Here is a 594-nt window from a genome sequence, read left to right as displayed (position 1 = left end):
GTCCAACATCTCGCGCACTTTGCGGATTTTCACCAGTGTATTCGGGATAAAGCTTTGTCCGCCGAAGCCCGGGTTGACCGACATCAGCAACACCATATCCAGTTTGTCCAAAACGTTTTCCAGAATATTGACCGGCGTGGCAGGATTCAATACTAAGCCTGCCTGGCAGCCGTATTCTTTAATCAAACCCAAGCTGCGGTCGATGTGGCGGCTGGCTTCCGGATGAAAGGTAATGATATTGGCACCGGCTTTGGCAAACGCATGAATCAAATCGTCCACCGGCTCAACCATCAAATGCACATCGACCGGCACGGTTGCATACGGTTTCAAAGCCGCGCAAACCATAGGGCCGAAAGTCAGATTCGGCACATAATGATTGTCCATCACGTCAAAATGAATCAAATCCGCACCGGCGCGGATAACTTCGGCAACCTCTTCGCCCAAGCGGGCAAAATCAGCGGACAAAATACTGGGGGCAATACGGTAGTCGGTCATGTTTATTCTCCTAAAGTGTGTTCCTTTGTCATTATCGCATTTTTAACCCTATGTTGTATGCCGCCGACAACGTCTCTACCGTCATTTTTATGAATTTAC

1 protein-coding gene is annotated in these 594 nt (G+C 49.0%); it reads right to left on the bottom strand.

The genetic code is table 11. The annotated features are described in order from the left end of the window. A partial coding sequence (gene rpe / locus ACTHUR_RS16030; protein WP_440399666.1) for a ribulose-phosphate 3-epimerase occupies window positions 1-495 on the bottom strand: 495 nt, incomplete at its 3' end. Window positions 496-594 lie beyond the last annotated feature (99 nt).

Source organism: Neisseria sp. P0021.S007 (genome assembly GCF_051956855.1).
This window is presented reverse-complemented; position numbering and strand designations above follow the sequence as displayed.